Source organism: Paraburkholderia oxyphila NBRC 105797, assembly GCF_000685075.1.
GTDB lineage: Bacteria > Pseudomonadota > Gammaproteobacteria > Burkholderiales > Burkholderiaceae > Paraburkholderia > Paraburkholderia oxyphila.
Genome location: NZ_BAYD01000008.1, coordinates 62,183 through 78,506, shown reverse-complemented (window position 1 = coordinate 78,506; position 16,324 = coordinate 62,183). Strand labels below are relative to the sequence as shown.

Here is a 16,324-nt window from a genome sequence, read left to right as displayed (position 1 = left end):
CCGGCTGAACGAAAGGCTTCCGTGGGCGGGCCAGGCTTAACCGATGAGGAAGTCTGGAGCAGGCGCGCGGGATCGACTATCCACTTTTCGGCAAGTTGCGCACGCAGCCGCGGGTTTCAGGGGAAATCCCAGGTATGGCCGGCGCCATGGATGGGCTGGCGCAAGGTGTCAGAAGGACGTTCGTGAAAGAGCTTCGCGTAGTCCACGGCAAAGCGGCCTAAGTGGAAGAAGCCCCAACGCGTGGCGACTTCGGTCACCGAGGTCGTGGGTTCGCCGCGCAACAGTTCCTGCCGGACGGCCGACATGCGTCTCAGGATCAGGAATCGGCGCGGGCTGCAGCCGAACGCCTCCTGAAAGGCGCGTTCGAGCGTCGACAAGCTTGTGTGGGCGGCCTGGCACAGATCGTCGATACGGACTAGCGGGCTGCTCTGGGCGTCGAGGAAGTCCTGGGCGCGCCGCACGATCCGCCACGGTTCCCCGGCATCGAGAAATGCGCCGCGGCCCGCTTGCCGGCAATTCAACTCGCCGAGCAAGACCGAAAGGATGTCTTCGTGCGCAAGCGCCAGCTCCGCACTGGCCTCATCGGTCCCTGCGCCGCTGGCCAGCAGCACGGGTGACCAATGCTGGAGCGTACGCATCATCGCGTCGCTGTATCCGGTCAGGCGCGAACCACCGCTGCGCGACGTGAGCCCCAGATCGACGCCGATGGCGTCGAGCCGCTCGCGCTCCACCTGGATGGATACCCACTGCGGTTGCGTGGGCAGGCAGAGCACCAGTTCGCTGCCTTCCGGCGCGACCACGAGGAGCCCGTTTTCGACGGGGGTGCCGAACAGCCGCCAGTCGCCCTTGCCACTGAGCAACATGCCCAGCGTGACGCGGTTGCGGTTGAGCGCGCCTCGTGCCATGACAGACAGACTGTAATTGCCCCAGTCGACCTGGACCTCACGGCTCGCACTGTGGGCGATCGTGCCGCGGAACTGTCCGACTTCCAGCTGGACGTGCTCAAGCACGCCCTCCTGGAGCGCCTCGCGCATGGTGTGCGGGTCGAATCCGCTCAAGCGGGTCTTCTGGCGAACTGGACCCGATTGCGGAAATGAGGGAGAGATGGGGGGCCGCATGATGACGAGCGCGCGTGGGCTACAGTCTTCCGAGTCGGGGCGAGGTCTTTATTCTGACATGGCATGGCTGCTGGAGCCAAATCCGCGTTGTCGTGCGCTGTTCAGGATACGCTTCGTTTCAAGGCATCGTTTCGATATTGAATACCGGACGCTATTCTCACCTCAATTGCGGGTCTGCACCGGGCCACCATTCCCTTCACTTACCCACGCGCTCACGCATTGCTTCGGCCACTGCGTCGCGCACGCACGCCGTGAGCAATTCCGAAGCGCGCGAGTGCGGCACGCGAGCCGGGCGCGCAATGACGAGCGGCTGGATCACGGTGGCCTCACGGATTGGCCGCTCTGCAACGAGCGAGGTCTGCGCCGTGGTCGAACTTTGCGTGATCAGCAACGACACGCCCAGCCCGTTCGCCACCATCGCACGCACGAGTTCGATGGATGCCGCCCGATACCGCACGTCGGGCGAGAGGCCATGCTGCCAGAACGGAGCCATCAGAAAGTCGCGGCTCTGCGGCAGATCGATCTGGATAAAAGGCTGCGCGGCGAGTTCGTGCAGCGAGACGGTGCGTCGCCGTTTTGCGAGCGGCGAGTCGCTGGGTACGAGCGCATAGGGCTTGAGCTCGGCGAGGCATTCGCGCTCGATATCGCCGGGCAGGCCAACGTCATACATGAGTGCGAAATCGATCTGACGCTTGTGCAGCCATTGTTCGAGTTGCGCGAGATCGCCGTCCCGGAACTGGACCGTAAGACCCGGAAAGCGCGTCTGCGCGAGCTTGAGCACGCGTGGCAGATAGACGGGCGCGATCGTGTGAAAGATGCCGATCTGCACGAGGCCGCCATCGCCTTCGCCCACGTCGTCGGTTGCGAACGCGGAGGCCGATGCGAGCAGGTGGCGCGCCTCATTCAGCTTGCGCTGGCCGAACTGCGTGAGTGTCATGCGCGTGCCGGCGCCACGCGTGAAAAGTGGCGCGTCGAATAGCGCTTCCAGTTCACGAACGGCCACGGAGATCGAAGGCTGCGAGACGTTGAGCTGTTTCGCGGCGGTGGTCGTGCTGCCTGTTTCGGCCGCGGTGACGAAGTAGCGCAACAGCCTGAGCGACAAAGCCATAATATTTTCGTATAACCGTTAATTTATTCCAGTATTTTATCTTATTGGCTGAGCGGCCCAGAATCAGTCCACCAGTCGAATGGGCTGGCTGTTCTGGAGGACAACGCTGTGACACTGCCCGCGCTGCCGCTCGACGGCATTCGTGTGATCGACTTTTCCCGTGTGCTCGCGGGGCCGCTGTGCTCCGCGCTGCTCGGCGACCTGGGCGCCGAGGTAGTCAAGATCGAACCGCCCAGCGGCGACGACTATCGCGCAATTGGCCCGTTTTCCGCAGGCGAAAGCGGACTGTTCAATGCGATGAACCGCAACAAGCAAAGCGTCGTGATCGACCTGAAGCACGATGAAGGCCGTGCGCTCGCACAGGCGCTCTGCGCGCAGGCGGATGTGGTCGTGGAGAACTTCCGGCCAGGCGTTGCCGAGCGTCTTGGCATCGGCTACGCGCAACTTTCCGCGCAGCATCCCGCGCTCGTCTACGCGAGCGTTTCGGGTTTCGGCCAGACCGGCCCTGAATCGCATCGTCCCGCGTACGACATCATCCTGCAAGCCCTGTGCGGTCTCATGGATGCAACGGGATCGCCCGATGGTGCGCCGACGCTGGTAGGCGATTCGATCTCGGACGCGGTCAGCGGACTTTTCGCCTCGTGGGGCGTACTTGCCGCACTGCTCGCACGCGAGCGCACCGGCAAGGGTACGCACGTGGACGTGGCGATGTTCGATGCCACGCTCAGCCTCACTGCGGGTCTGGTCGCCCGCTATGCAGCGAATGGTGTCGCGCCGCGGCGCGTGGGCAACCGGCATGCGTCGTCCGCGCCATTCGGGGCTTATCGTGCGAAAGACGGCCATTTCGTGCTAGCCGTGCTCAACAACCGTTTGTTCGAGCGCTTCGCGCAGGCAATCGGCCAGCCCGAACTCGTCGACGACCCGCGTTTTGCCGACGACGCAACGCGCAGCGAGCATGAAGCCGCGTTGCGCGCCCGTATCGAATCATGGTCAGTCGTGCTTGGCATCTCGGAAGTCAACGCGCGCTTGAGCGACGCGGGAATTCCGGTCGCGCCGATCCAGAACATCGGCGAAGCGCTGGAGAGCGAGCAGGCGCGCGAGCGTGGCCTGCTGGTCGAAACGCCTGCCGCGAGCGGCGGCACCGTGCGCGTGCCACGGCAGCCAGTTCGGTTCTCGGCGTGGCCCGCCACGCGAACCACGCGTGCGCCCGCGCTTGGCGAACACACGCAGACCGTGCTCCAAAAACTCGTCGGGCTGGATGTCGCGCGCATCGCCGAGTTGCGTGCGGGCGGCGTGCTGGGCGGCCACGTCACCGCGCAACGCGAAACACAATGATTGAGGAGACGAAGCATGCTTAAACGAATGGGTGTTACCGACGCCGATGTCGAGATCGCGGAAGCCATCCGGCGCTACGCGCAAGCGGAGCTGGCGCCGCACGCGGCACAAACCGACCGCGAGGAAATCTCTACGACACGCTATCTTCCAGCGCTCGCGGAACTGGGGGTGATGGGCATGAATCTGCCGGAGCGTTGGGGTGGCATCGGCGCGTCGCCTGCCGCCATCATTCTTGCGCTGGCAGAGATCGCGGCCGCGTGCGCGTCGACTTCGTCGATGATCGGCGCCCACTATCTCGCAACCGATTCGATCCTGATCGGCGGCGACGACATACTGCGATCGCGCTATCTGCCTGAGGCGGCAGCTGGCGTGAAACTCGGCGCATTCGCGCTGACGGAACCTCAAGCCGGTTCGAACCCGGCGGGAATGACGACACAGGCAGTACGCGAAGGCGACGGCTATCGGCTGCGTGGCGTGAAGCATTTCATCTCGAACGCGGCGGCTGCGCAGTTCATCGTGGTCTATGCGAAGACCGCGCCCGAACTCGGGACGCGCGGAATCAGCGCCTTCGTGGTGGACCGCAATACGCCCGGTGTGTCGGTGTCTTCCGCGGAAATGCTGATGGGGATTCGCGGCGCGCCGGCGCATGAAGTCGCGCTCGACTGCTACGTGCCCGCCGTGAACCGCCTGGGTGAAGAGGGCACGGGCTTTCGCACGGCAATGAAAGTGCTCGACAACAGCCGCCTCGACGTGGCGGCGACGAGTCTCGGTCTGGCCGAAGCCGCGCTGGCCGATGCGGTGCAATGGGCGAAGACGCGGCAGGTCGGCAATGAGCCGCTCGCGGCCAGGCAGGGCTTGCAATGGAAATTTGCCGACATGAAAACGCAACTCGAGGCGGCGTGGCTCCTGAGCTTGCAGGCGGCCGCGCGGCGCGCGGCAGGCGAGCCGTTCACGGACGCCGCTTCGATGGCCAAGCTCTATGCGTCGGAGATGGTCGGGTTCGTCACCGATGCTGCGCTGCAGATGCACGGCGGCTACGGCTTCACACGCGAGCTGCGGATCGAGCGGCTGCTGCGTGACGCGCGAATCCTGCGCATCTACGAAGGGTCCTCGGAGATTCAGCGCACCGTGATTGCGCGATCGGTTCTGGCGTAACGAAGCAAGAAGAGAGAACGTGAAAGTGCTGGTAGCGGTGAAGCGTGTCGTCGATGCTGCGATGGTTGAGTTGATGGAGTACGTATTTCCAAAGTGTCGGACGCGGAGGTTGTAGTTGCGCTATGACGTTATATAGATATAACATGATGACTAATGGGCGGCACGCCTTCGGGTGCGCCGCTGCCATACCGTCTCAACGTCACTCGCACCGCACAACCTGGAGCATTGGAATGAAGCAGACTCAGGCGCTACGCGCGCTGCTGAACGAAGCCGGGCTGATCGTCGCCCCGGGCGTCTACGATGGATTGACTGCGCGCATCGCCCAGCACGCCGGCTTTTCGGCGCTCTATATGACGGGCGCTGGCACGGCTGCGGCTAGAGGCTTTCCCGACTACGGCCTGCTGACGATGAGCGAAATGGTCGAGAACGCCGGCGTGATCGCACGCAGCGCTTCCGTCCCCTTGATCGCCGACGCGGATACCGGCTTCGGCAACGAGCTCAACGTCACGCGCACCGTGCGCGAATACGAGCAGCGTGGCGTCGCCTCGATCCATATCGAAGACCAGGTGATGCCCAAGAAGTGCGGTCATCTCGACGGCAAGGAACTGGTGCCGCGCGAGGACTTCGTCGCGAAGATCCGCGCGGCGGTGGCCGCGCGCAGCGACAGGGATTTCGTGATCATTGCCCGTACGGACGCGCGCGCCGTCGAGGGCTTCGATGAGGCCATCTGGCGCGCGAATGCGGCGCTCGAAGCGGGCGCCGACGTCGCGTTCGTGGAGGCGCCGCAGGGATTGAGCGAGGTCGAAGCGGTGCCGCGCCTCGTTCACGGGCCATGCCTGCTCAACATCGTGCGCGGCGGCAAGACGCCCGACGTCCACCTGCGCGACGTGGAGCAGATGGGCTACCGCATCGCGATCCTGCCGAGCCTGCTGATCGGCGCGGTCGCCCAGGCCTGCGAAACGGCGCTCGTGTCGCTGCGCGAGAGCCGCGAGCCACCGCCGTCGGCCGGCGATGCCCCGGTGCGCGAGCGGTTCCGCCGGCTTGGCGCGGACGAGTGGGATGCCTTGCGCACCCGTTTCCGCGCGGACGCGGTCTCGACGGAAGGCAACGCATCATGAGCGCGGCCTCGCTCTTCGAAAAGGTCTGGGCGCGCCATGTGATCACGACGCTCGGGGAAGACTGGGCGCTGTTGCATATCGACCGGCACCTGCTGCACGACCTGTCCGGCACGCAGGGCCTGTATGCGCTGGCCCAGCGCGGCCTCGCCGTGGCGAGTCCCGAACTGGCCTTCGCGACGCCCGACCACGCCGTGTCGAGCGTGCCGGGGCGCACCGGACTCAGCTATGCAGGCGGCGCGAAGCTCTATGCGGGCCTGAAGGGGCTTGCCGCGCAGAGCGGCATTCAGTTCTTCGATCTCGGCGAGCCGGGGCAGGGCATCGTGCATGTGGCCGCACCGGAGCTGGGTTTCACGTTGCCGGGCAGCACGCTGGTCTGCGGCGACAGCCACACCTGCACAAACGGCGGGCTGGGTGCGCTCGCGTTCGGCATCGGCTCTTCCGAAGTCGCGCATGTGCTGGCCACCCAGACGCTTTGGCAGCAGCGGCCGAAAACCCTGCGCGCCAGCTTCGACGGCCGCCTTCCAGCCAGTAGCAGTGCGAAGGATCTGATCCTCTATCTGATCGGCCAGCTCGGCGCCCATGGCGCAGGGGGCTATGCCGTCGAATATGCGGGCGAGGCCGTCGAGGCGTTGTCCGTCGAGGCCCGCATGACGCTCTGCAATCTGTCCATCGAGCTGGGTGCGAAGATCGGCATGGTTGCACCGGACGAGACGACATTTGCGTGGATCGAGGGCAGGCCGTTCGCGCCGGCGGGCGACCAGTGGGCATTGGCGCTGGCCGACTGGCGAACGCTTGCAACCGACGTGGCGGCGCGATTCGATCGCGAGCATCGCTTCGACGCAAGCCGTATCACGCCGATGATGACGTGGGGCACGAGCCCGGAGCACGTGATTCCGGTCGATGGCGTCATTCCTTCGCCGGAAGCGGCGCCGGACGCGGCTCGTCGTGAAGCCTGGCGCAGCGCGCTCGAGTACATGGGGCTCGAGCCCGGCAAGCCGCTGCTCGGCACGGCAGTCGACTGGGTTTTTATCGGCTCGTGCACGAACTCGCGCCTCTCTGACCTGCGCGACGCGGCGCAGATCGTACGCGGCCGCCGCGTGGCAGCGGGTGTCAAGGCATGGGTCGTACCCGGGTCGGAAAACGTGAAGCGCGAAGCGCAGGCGGAAGGGCTCGACCGCGTCTTTCTCGAAGCGGGTTTCGAATGGCGCGAGCCAGGCTGCAGCATGTGCGTGGCGGCAAACGGCGAGGTCGTGCCGCCCGGCAAGCGGGCGATTTCCACCTCGAACCGCAATTTCGTGGGGCGGCAAGGCCCGGGCGCGCGCACGCATCTGGCCAGTCCGCAAAGCGCCGCGGCTGCCGCTGTCACCGGCGTCATAACGGATATCAGGAGTCTCGTTCATGGATAAGGTGACGACGGTCGCTGGCATCGTCGCGCCCCTGTTGCGCGACAACGTCGATACGGACATCGTGATCCGGATCGAGCGACTCACCCAGCAGACGCGCGACGCGCTCGGGCAATACGCGTTCGAAGCCTGGCGTTACCACGAGGACGGCACCGAAAATCCGGCGTTCGTCCTGAACCGCGCGCCCTGGCGAGGTGCGCCCGTGTTGCTCGCCGGCGCGAACTTCGGCTGCGGTTCATCGCGTGAAGGGGCCGTGTGGGCGCTGATGAGCATGGGTATTCGCAGTGTGATTGCCGAGAGCTTTGGCGAAATCTTCTACAACAACTGCTTCCAGAACGGGCTGTTGCCGGTGCGGCTCGCGAAAGCGCAGATCCAGATGCTGGCTGATCTGGCGCAGACGGGCGCGAGCGTGAAGGTCGATCTGGTAGCGCAGCAGATCACCGCAGACGATCTGACCATCCCGTTCGAAATCGAAGGGCTGCGGCGCGAAGCGCTGCTTCAGGGCCTCGATGAGATCGGCCAGACGCTGCAATTGCGCGAGGCGATTCGCGACTGGCAGCGAGCCGATCGCGAGGCGCGTCCATGGATCTGGAGCACGATGGAAACGGCCCGGAAGGGGGAATCGCCTCGCGCATGAATCAATACTCAGGATAGCGAACATAATCGAACGCGCACAGTCGCAAATGGAGTGAGACAAATGAGAATAGCAGATCAAGTGCAGCATACGGTGAAAGAGACTGCGGGCCCCACCGATCCCCAGGGCCCGACCGGCGCGCTCGCAAGCTGGCTGGCAGGGCTGCAGGCGGGTGACATCCCGCAGGCGGTCAGCGAACGCGCGAGGCATCTGACACTCGACGGCATCGGCTGTGCGCTGGTGGGCGCGCAACTGCCGTGGTCCACGCGCGCGGTAGACAGCGTGTGCGAGATGGAAGGCAACGGCGCATCCGTGCTGATCGGCCGGGGACGCTGCGCGCCCGCGCCGGCCGCCGCGCTGCTCAACGGCACGTTCATTCAGGGATTCGAACTCGACGATTTCCACCCGCTTGCGCCGCTGCACGCGGCTTCGGTCGTCCTGCCATCGCTCTTTGCAACGACCGAACTGTTGGGCGGCGTGAGCGGCGAGCGCTTCCTGCTCGCGGCGATCGCGGGCTACGAAGTCGGGCCGCGCGTGGGACTGGCGCTCCACGGCTCGGAGATGCTGACGCGGGGATGGCATTCGGGCGCAGTGTTCGGCACGCACGCGAGCGCGGCGGCGGCGGCCAGGCTGCGCGGACTCGACGCGTCTCAATTCGAAGATGCGCTCGGGCTGGCCGCCACGCAGTCGGGCGGACTCATGGCCGCGCAGTTCGAGGCCATGTCGAAGCGCATGCACCACGGCTTTGCGGCGCGCGCGGGCCTCTACGCCGCCGCGCTTGCGGCCAGCGGCTACACGGGCATCAAGCGCGTATTCGAGCGCGAATACGGCGGCTTTCTTTCGACCTTCGGTGAAGGGCATGCCCCGGACGCGTCGCAGATCGCGGCCGAGCTGGGCGCGCGGTGGGAAACGCCGCGCTACGTCATCAAGCCGTTCTCCGCCATGGGCGCGTTGCTTGCCCCCATTGGCGCGATGCTCGAAATCCGGACGCGCCGTGGCGTGACGGCAGACGACATCGAGGCGATCGAGCTCGAGTGCGCAAGTGCGGCCTTTCATCATGGCGGCTGGCAGGCCGAGCGCCCGCTCACGCCCATCGGCGCGCAGATGAACATGGCCTATGCGGTGGCGGTGGCCGCACTCGATGGCGCCGCCCTGATGCAGCAGTTCAGCCCGGCGCGTATCGATGCCGACGACGTCTGGGCCTTCATGCGCAAGATCACGGTGACGCACGATGCGTCGTTCGACGAGGACGGTCCGCTGGCGCGCGGCGCCGTCCGCATGCGTGTGACGTTCAGCGATGGAAGCCACGAGGCCATGCTGCTGCGGCATCCGCGTGGCGAGCCACTCGAGCCGATGACGAATGAGGCGATTGTCGCGAAGTTCAGGGCGTTGACCGGTGGCGTGATCGATACGGCGCGCCAGAAGCAGATCGAATCGCTGGTGCTGAACCTCGAGCGGCTCGACGACGCCCGCGAACTGCTGGCGCTGCTCGCGCAGCCGGTCGCGAACGCCCTTGCCTGAAGCACGCTGGCCCAACGATAAAAGACTGGAGGAGACGATGGCTTCGAAACCGGGCGCGTTGCGAGACGCTGCCGTGCTGGACCTTGCCGCCGTGCAGGAGACGACGGGTCGCATCGGCGCGAGGCTGGACCGAATGCCTGCCACGCGCTCGGTCTGGTGGACCGTGGTGCTGCTGTCAACGGGTGGCTTTTTCGAGTTCTACGAACTGTTCTCGACCGCCTATATCGCGCCGGGCATCATCCGCTCGGGTGTGCTGCGCGCGACGACGAGCGGATTCTTCAGCTTCGACGGACTCGCCAGTTTCATCGCCGCGGCATTCGCCGGGCTGCTCATCGGCACCTTGCTGTTCGGTACGGTCGCGGACCGGCTGGGGCGGCGCGCGGTGTTCACGTTCGCGCTGCTGTGGTACACCGTGTCGGCGGCGATCATGGCGTTTCAGCATGGCGCTGCCGGGCTGAACTTCTGGCGGTTGATGGTCGGGATCGGCCTGGGCGTAGAGCTGGTGACGATCGACAGCTATCTGGGCGAGATCGTGCCCAGACGGATTCGCGGCCGCGCCTTCGCGCTGAATCAGCTCATTACCTATCTTGCGGTGCCGGTGATCGCCGGCCTTTCATGGCAGCTCGTGCCGCGCGCACCCTTCGGCCTCGATGGCTGGCGCTGGGTCGTGCTGTCCGGTTCGGTCGGCGCGTTGTTTATCTGGGTCATCCGCCGGCGTTTGCCCGAGAGTCCTCGCTGGCTCGCCGCGCATGGCCGCCACGAGGAGGCCGAGGCCGTTCTGGCCGCGCTCGAGGCCCGCGTGGCGCGCGAAGCGGGCGGCGCGTTGCCGGAACCGGAGGCGCAGGAGGGCGAGCGCGTTGAAGCAGGGCGGTTCCGGAAAGTATTCAGTCCTGCTTACCGGTCCAGAACCTTGATGCTGTGCCTGTTCCATCTCTTCCAGACCGTGGGGCTGTACGGATTTTCGAACTGGGTGCCGACATTCCTGATCCATCGCGGCGTGGAAGTGGCAGCGAGCCTTGGCTACACGCTAGGCATGACGCTTGTCATGCCGCTTGGACCGCTGCTCGCGATGGCATACGGGGACCGGTTCGAACGCAAATGGCAGATCGTCGTCTCGTCACTGTTCGTCGCGAGCGCGGGGCTATGCTTTGCGCAGGCGCGCGAACCGCTCATGATCGTGCTCACCGGCGCGTGCGTGACGCTGGGCGCAACGACGCTTTCGTATGGATTCCACGCCTATCAGTCCGAGCTCTACCCCACGCGCATCCGGGCCCGTGCCGTTGGCTTCGTCTACTCGTGGAGCCGGCTCTCGGGCATCTTCAGCGGCTTTCTGGTGGCCTGGGCGCTGGGCCACGGAGGCGTCGCCGCGGCGCTGTGGCTGATCGCATCGTGCATGATCGTCGACGCCTGCGTGATCGCACTGCTCGGTCCGGCCACGAAGGGCCGCTCGCTCGAGTCGCTCGCGCAGTAGCGGCCGTGCGCGGACTCTGCCGGCGACGGGGTGCGCCCTGGCTCAGCCCGCGCCGCGCCGTCGGCTGCCGCTGGCAGCCGGCCTGGCATTGCCATGCGCGACATCGTGCACGATCTGGCCGGTGCGCAGCGTATTCATGGCGTCGGCCTGCATGTCGGTCACGATGCGGCTGCGCTCGGGCGACACGGTAATCGTCAGATGCTGGACCGGCGTCTGGTCGGTGTCGTAGACGATCCGCGTGACGCGCATGAGCGGCATGCCGACCTCCACGTCGAGCCACTGCGCCAGCGTGGGCGTGGCTGAGACAGCCGTGACTTCCTGGATCACCCGGCCGAAGGCCACCCCCTGGCTCATCAGAATCTCGTAGAGTGCCTGCTTCTTCAGGCTGGCGGCTGTGACCCACTTGCTGTAGCGCTCGGGCACCCACGCGTCGGACACCATCAACACCGTGTTGCCGCTTTTGCGCAGACGGACTGCGTGGATGGCCTGCGCCTGCGGCTCGAGCTGCAATTGCGCGGCGACGAGGGCGGGGACGGCTTCGAGCTTGACGCCGATGACTTCGACGCGGGTTTCCAGCGCCGTCTTGTGCAGGGCGTCGACATAGCCGAGCGTGGCGGCCTGGCGCGGCACCGGCAGATCCGCGGGCACGAAAGTCCCAAGCCCCTGGCGGCGCTGCACGAAGCCTTGCGCTTCGAGGTCGGCCAGCGTGCGGCGCACGGTGATGCGCGAGACGCCGAACATCGTGCAGAGGTCTTCTTCCTTGGGGATCAGGCTGCCGGCCGGATACTCGCCAGCAATGATCCGCTCGCGCAAGACGAGAAACATCTGCCGATGGAGCGGCGTGCCGCGTGCACGAGGGAGGGCCTGGTCGGTAGTGGGCATCGGGAAAGGAGCGGGGGTTGGTCTGGGGTGCGCCGCACACCGGCGCAGGCGTCATGTAGATATTACAAGAAAACGTCTGCCACCGGGACTGCCTCTCTCGCGCGCCTCAGAACGTGTGCTTGATGCCGGTGTTCAAACCCACCGTCGTGCCCTTGGCGCCAACGAGGCCGCCGTCTTCGACCGTGAGTCCGATGCTTTCGTTGCCGTGATTGTCGGTTACGCCGAACTGGGCGTAGAGGCTGGTGTTTTTGGAGAGGTAGTAGGTCGTTCCCAGCGTGGACGTGATCGCGTGATTGGCGGATTCGTGCGGATCACGAATGTACCAGGCGCCGGCGTCGACGTCGAGTTGAGGGAGCGCGTGCCAGTTCAGCCCCGCGTTGTAGACATGGTTGGCGCCGCCAAAGCGGGCGCCGCCCACGAGCAGACGCGGGGCGTCGTAGGTCGTGAACGATGCCTTCACGGTGACGCTGGAGAAGTTGTACGCCGCGCCGAACGTCTTCGCTACGACCGGCATCGTGAAGGCGGAAAGGTTCAGCGCCTTGTCGTCGCTTTGCGATTCGTCCAGGATGGCCGCGTTCAGCATGAGTCCGCCGAACTGATACTTGAGGCTGCCGGAATACTGAAAGCCGGCGCGGAAATCGCCGGCCACGCCACCGAGCGCGACCAGCGCCCGGGCGGTGAATCCGGCAACCGTCGGACTGGACCAGGAAATGGCATTCGACACGAAAGTGCCGGTGCCCACATTGTCCGCATAGACGACGATCGAGCTTCCGAACTGGGAAAAACTGCGCGGGTCGGATTCGAACAAGGCGACCTCGAAGGGCGAGTATTGCAGGCCGAACGCGGCCTCGCCGTACGGGCTGGATATCGACACCCACGCCTGCCGGCCAAAGAGGTTGCCATTCGTGTTGTCGAATCCGCCATTGGCGACGCTGATCCCGCTCACGAGATTGAAGTTGGCCTTGTAGCCGCCGCCCAGGTCCTCGTGCCCCAGCAGCCCGAATATACTGGGCGACAGCCCGCTGCTGGTAAAGCCGAAGAGGCTGCCGTTGTTGCGCTGATTGGCCTCGCTCCCGGTTTTGTTCAGATACAGCAATCCGCCATCGACCGTTCCATACAACGTGACGCTGCTCTGCGCCCAGCCGACGTTGGCCGAAGCCAGCATCACTGCTGTTGCAATCGTCTGCAAACTGGACTTCACCACACGGATTCTCATTCCTGCCTCCTGATTAGTTATACGAATTAATCTGAAAGAATGAATCGATCCGGAAGTCGCTGGCCGACGGCTAACCCACCCAGCGACACCGCGGAATCCTGCCTCTAGTTGTATTATTACCATGACAACATGACATAATCAGCGGGGTTTACGCGGAGACTGCCAGAAGCACCAGGGAATGCTGCGGACGGTGTTGGCAAATGCGGTTTAGTTGATATAATGACATTACAACATTGTATGAAAGGAGACGCCAATGAAGCCACTTGCCGTTGCGAAGGCCGCCTGCATCTCTTTGTTGTTGTCGGCAACGCTGGGCGCGTTCGCGCAGGACGGGACCGTCGCTGCGAATGTGCCGGAAGCCCCGGCCAGTGCGAAGACCGTCAAGGCAGCCGACCGCGCGCTGCAAAAGAAGGTGCGCCGCGTACTCGCGAAGGCCAAAGGCCTCGACATCACCAATGTCACGGTTCGTGCGCGCAGCGGCTTCGTGACGCTTCAAGGGTCCGTGCCGGATGCCCAGCAGGTCGATCTGGCTGGCCGGGTAGCGAGCGGTGTTGAAGGCGTTACGTCGGTGAAAAACGACCTGCGGGTGCGCAGTATCGACGGCTGAGATGGCATTCAGTCCGGCTTTATCGTTTGGGACGGCACGACCCCGTGTCGGTCAGGTTCAGACGCTGACGTGAGTGACGAATAATGATCTCCCACATCATTGGCAAGCTATTGCGCGGTCGGCGCGCAGGTGACCGACATCTTCTATGGAACGAGTTGCCGCCGTCTCCCGGTGAAGCCTCGCTTCGGCTGGCGAGCCCGGCGTTCGAAGACGGCATGCCGATTCCCCGCAGATTTGCGGGGAAAGGCGTTGGGGATAACGTGTCGCCTGCCTTTTCATGGAGCGGCGTACCCGCTCATGCGGCCGAACTGGTCATGGTGATGGAAGACCCCGATGCGCCTCTGCGCCGCCCATTCGTCCATTTGATCGCGTCGATCCCGCAGCCCGTCCCCGGCGGGCTGGGCGAAGGGGCGCTGTCGGCAGAAGGGGGCGCGCCTGGCATCACCTACGGGCTCTCCACGTTCCGCAGGCCCGGCTATAGCGGTCCCCGCGCGTTGGTGGCGCATGGTCCGCATCGTTACCTGTTTCAACTCTACGCGCTGGCTCAGCCTTCCGGTATTCGGCCGGGTGCAAAGCGCGAGGAGATGGTGCCGGCGCTCGACGGGAAGATCATCGCGCGCGGCCGCCTGTGTGGTTATTTCGAGCGGACCTGAACGCAGCGGCCGTCGACCGCTTCGGCACGAAGCGCCGTAGACACAGGACGATGCTTTCGCACTACCCACCCTGAGGAGCATGAAAATGAAGATCCCCACGCAGATAAGCCGTGCCGCCGCCGCAGTCGCCTTTTTTGTCACAGCCCTCGGCACACACGCAGCCGTGGCCGCGCCCGTGAAGAACATCGTCCTCGTACACGGCTATTTTGCCGACGGCTCGGGCTGGCAGGCCGTGTCGAAGATCCTCACGCGCGACGGCTACAAGGTCTCCGTCGTGCAGGAGCCTGAAACCTCGTTCGGCGACGACGTGCAGGCCACCACCCGCGTGATCGATGCGCAGGACGGCCCGAGCATCCTCGTCGGCCACAGCTACGGCGGCGCGGTGGTGACCGAGGCCGGCAACGACAACAAGGTTGCAGGGCTCGTCTACGTGGCCGCGTTCCAGCCGGACACGGGAGAAAGCCCACTCGAGCTGACCAGAAAGATGCCGCCCGCAACCAAGGCCATCAAGGCGACCGCCGACGGCCATCTGTATATCGATCCAGCCGATTTCCACGAGGATTTCGCCGCCGACTTGCCCGCGGCCGAGACCCGCTTCATGGCCATCTCGCAGGTGACGCCCGCCGCGCAATCGTTCGGTATGCCAATCACGCATGCCGCGTGGAGGACGAAGCCGAGCTGGGCGGTCGTCGCAACGGCCGATCGCGCGATCAATCCCGACCTGGAGCGCTTCATGACCCAGCGCGCGGGCAGCAAGACGGTCGAGATCGACTCGAGCCACGTGGCCTATATGTCGCATCCGGCCGACGTGGCGAAGCTGATCGAGCAGGCCGCGACGCAGTCCGGCAAGGAATGACGAAACGCTCGGCGCCTCGTCAAGGAGTTGCGGCTGCCCGTTCTCTTTGCCGGGGTCGTCTCGATGTTCGTTCTCAAGGCGCGGCATGAGCCCGGCTGTCCTTTTGCCGCGATGGTCATTCTGCTGGGCGCCATGGCAATCAAGCTGGCGTGAGCACAGCGCCTGGCGGGTCCCGCCAATCATCACCACACCGCCTGGCTCGTGATCGCGAACTGTTTGAATTCCGTATCCACGGGTAGCGGGGCGCCGCGCTCCGTCTTCTCGATGGTGTCCACGAGCGGCAGCCCCACGCTTTCGATCCAGTCGGACAGACCGAGATCGACCGGCGTGTCGATGCGCACGAACATGCCGGCGTTGGACGCGAGCCAATGGCTGATCAGCGCCTTCGCGCGGCACGCGTCGGGCGAGTCCGGGGCGATCACGGGGCCGATCACGTGGCCGTCGCCGAAGCGGCGAAACAGCGCGAAGCCGATGAGCGTGCCGTCGCGGTCGAGCGCGATGCCGCTCGCGGTCTCCAGCAGTTTCGGCAGCATGTCCGAGCGATCGAGGCCGCTTGCGCGCGTGGCCAGCTCGATCAGGCGCGGCCGGTCGCTCGCGCCGATCGGGCGCAGCCGCTCGCCCGCCGGCAGCGAGACGAGCGGCGGCTGGAACGCCGCGCCCTGGTGCTGATGGATGCGCCCGGTGCGCGTGAAGCCGAGCCGCTCGACGAGCGGCAAGCCCGCATCGCTTGCATGGAGCAGCAGCGTGCGCGAATCCAGTGCCTGCATCCAGTGCTCGATCATGGCCCGGCCGATGCCGCAGCGCTGATGGCTGGGCTTCACGATCAGCATGCCGAGCGTGGCCGCGTTGGGGCCGAAGGCCCACGCGAACGCGGTGCCGACAATGGCGCCGCTTTCGTCCACGGCAACGATCCCGTCGCCGATACGCGCGGCGAAGCGCCAGTCTTCAGGACGGTGGCGCCAGCGCACGGCCGCAGATAGCGCATGGGCGGCGCTCAGGTCGTCGGTTGTATAGGCCCGCAAGGTGATGTCGCTGCCTGGAGTTGGGTCGGACACGCCGGCCTCCTCATTCTGTATACGCGTACCGTGACTATCGCATTGGCCGTTCTGGCTGACTAGGACGATCTTCCTGTTTTGCGCCCGCGCACCGTGCGGGCCGCGCTCGCCGTGCGTGCGCCGCTGGTGCAATGCAAAACGCGCGGTCTGGCGGCCCATAACGCGTCGAATCTGCTGATTGGGCAATTTTGT

At 65.3% G+C, this 16,324-nt stretch carries 15 protein-coding genes; 10 read left to right on the top strand and 5 right to left on the bottom strand.

What is annotated here, in order from left to right:
* Positions 1 to 116: 116 nt before the first annotated feature.
* Complete coding sequence (locus BO1_RS56235) at positions 117 to 1,058, bottom strand: helix-turn-helix domain-containing protein (RefSeq protein ID WP_167338318.1); 942 nt, start codon at positions 1,056 to 1,058, stop codon at positions 117 to 119.
* A 256-nt stretch (positions 1,059 to 1,314) separates the two neighbouring features.
* Positions 1,315 to 2,226: a LysR family transcriptional regulator gene (locus tag BO1_RS07375; RefSeq protein WP_028217016.1), complete on the bottom strand. Its 912-nt coding sequence runs from the start codon at positions 2,224 to 2,226 to the stop codon at positions 1,315 to 1,317.
* Between the two features lie 108 nt (positions 2,227 to 2,334).
* On the opposite strand from BO1_RS07375, the gene BO1_RS07370 reads away from it, so the two are divergent.
* From BO1_RS07370 to BO1_RS07340, 7 genes are all read left to right on the top strand, one after another.
* Positions 2,335 to 3,561 carry a CaiB/BaiF CoA transferase family protein gene (locus tag BO1_RS07370; RefSeq protein ID WP_028217015.1) on the top strand — a complete coding sequence of 409 codons (1,227 nt, stop codon included), beginning with the start codon at positions 2,335 to 2,337 and terminating at the stop codon, positions 3,559 to 3,561.
* A 15-nt stretch (positions 3,562 to 3,576) separates the two neighbouring features.
* On the top strand, positions 3,577 to 4,716 hold the full coding sequence (locus tag BO1_RS07365; RefSeq protein ID WP_028217014.1) for an acyl-CoA dehydrogenase family protein: 1,140 nt from the start codon (positions 3,577 to 3,579) through the stop codon (positions 4,714 to 4,716).
* Positions 4,717 to 4,946: 230 nt separating this feature from the next.
* Positions 4,947 to 5,834 (top strand): isocitrate lyase/PEP mutase family protein, encoded by an 888-nt coding sequence (locus tag BO1_RS07360; RefSeq protein ID WP_043284043.1) that lies wholly within the window; start codon positions 4,947 to 4,949, stop codon positions 5,832 to 5,834.
* On the top strand, positions 5,831 to 7,240 hold the full coding sequence (gene leuC, locus BO1_RS07355; protein ID WP_028217012.1) for a 3-isopropylmalate dehydratase large subunit: 1,410 nt from the start codon (positions 5,831 to 5,833) through the stop codon (positions 7,238 to 7,240). The genes BO1_RS07360 and leuC overlap by 4 nt, the downstream gene beginning before the upstream one ends.
* A complete protein-coding gene (leuD, locus tag BO1_RS07350) occupies positions 7,233 to 7,874 on the top strand; it encodes a 3-isopropylmalate dehydratase small subunit (RefSeq protein ID WP_028217011.1) in 642 nt (213 codons plus the stop codon). Before leuC ends, leuD begins: the two co-directional genes overlap by 8 nt.
* Positions 7,875 to 7,934: 60 nt before the next feature.
* The gene (locus BO1_RS07345; protein ID WP_043284041.1) at positions 7,935 to 9,392 is read left to right on the top strand and encodes an MmgE/PrpD family protein; all 1,458 of its coding nucleotides are present in this window, start codon (positions 7,935 to 7,937) and stop codon (positions 9,390 to 9,392) included.
* A 37-nt stretch (positions 9,393 to 9,429) separates the two neighbouring features.
* Complete coding sequence (locus BO1_RS07340) at positions 9,430 to 10,863, top strand: MFS transporter (RefSeq protein WP_028217009.1); 1,434 nt, start codon at positions 9,430 to 9,432, stop codon at positions 10,861 to 10,863.
* Positions 10,864 to 10,905: 42 nt separating this feature from the next.
* Here the strand turns inward: BO1_RS07340 and BO1_RS50000 are convergent, their stop codons facing one another.
* The gene (locus tag BO1_RS50000) at positions 10,906 to 11,745 is read right to left on the bottom strand and encodes a GntR family transcriptional regulator (protein WP_043284039.1); all 840 of its coding nucleotides are present in this window, start codon (positions 11,743 to 11,745) and stop codon (positions 10,906 to 10,908) included.
* Positions 11,746 to 11,851: 106 nt separating this feature from the next.
* Positions 11,852 to 12,961, bottom strand: coding sequence for a porin (locus BO1_RS07330; protein WP_028217008.1), 1,110 nt, complete (start codon positions 12,959 to 12,961; stop codon positions 11,852 to 11,854).
* Between the two features lie 253 nt (positions 12,962 to 13,214).
* On the opposite strand from BO1_RS07330, the gene BO1_RS07325 reads away from it, so the two are divergent.
* From BO1_RS07325 to BO1_RS07315, 3 genes are all read left to right on the top strand, one after another.
* Complete coding sequence (locus BO1_RS07325) at positions 13,215 to 13,568, top strand: BON domain-containing protein (RefSeq protein ID WP_043284037.1); 354 nt, start codon at positions 13,215 to 13,217, stop codon at positions 13,566 to 13,568.
* Between the two features lie 83 nt (positions 13,569 to 13,651).
* Positions 13,652 to 14,221, top strand: coding sequence for a YbhB/YbcL family Raf kinase inhibitor-like protein (locus BO1_RS56880; protein WP_043284035.1), 570 nt, complete (start codon positions 13,652 to 13,654; stop codon positions 14,219 to 14,221).
* An 85-nt stretch (positions 14,222 to 14,306) separates the two neighbouring features.
* Positions 14,307 to 15,077: an alpha/beta hydrolase gene (locus BO1_RS07315; protein WP_028217005.1), complete on the top strand. Its 771-nt coding sequence runs from the start codon at positions 14,307 to 14,309 to the stop codon at positions 15,075 to 15,077.
* Positions 15,078 to 15,259: 182 nt separating this feature from the next.
* Here BO1_RS07315 and BO1_RS07305 read toward each other — a convergent pair whose 3' ends face one another.
* A complete protein-coding gene (locus BO1_RS07305) occupies positions 15,260 to 16,132 on the bottom strand; it encodes a GNAT family N-acetyltransferase (RefSeq protein ID WP_028217004.1) in 873 nt (290 codons plus the stop codon).
* Positions 16,133 to 16,324: the final 192 nt, after the last annotated feature.